General features: G+C 63.9%; 1 protein-coding gene. It reads right to left on the reverse strand.

Going from position 1 to position 230, the window contains the following annotated elements:
* Positions 1-230 (reverse strand): 2-oxo acid dehydrogenase subunit E2 (locus ACPYOG_RS21110; protein WP_481295990.1); only part of this gene is annotated, 230 nt, incomplete at both ends.

The raw sequence follows: 230 nt of genomic DNA on the forward strand, positions 1-230 counted from the left end.
GGGGAGAGACGTTCAATCCGGCGAAGTCGGCCGAATTCTTGAGCCGCTTGACGAACTCCATGGTCCGGGTCGCGTCCACGTCGAAGAACAGACTGACGTGCGGGGCGCTGAACGCGCTCGAGGTCATCGCGGTGGCGATCGCCTTCCGGACGCACTTGACCGGGATGCGATCCTCGCGGTCGTTCGGCCATTCCGGCGTCTGGATGTTGCGGAAAACGGTCACCTGGGTC

Source organism: Leifsonia sp. HAY1-4F, assembly GCF_056755275.1.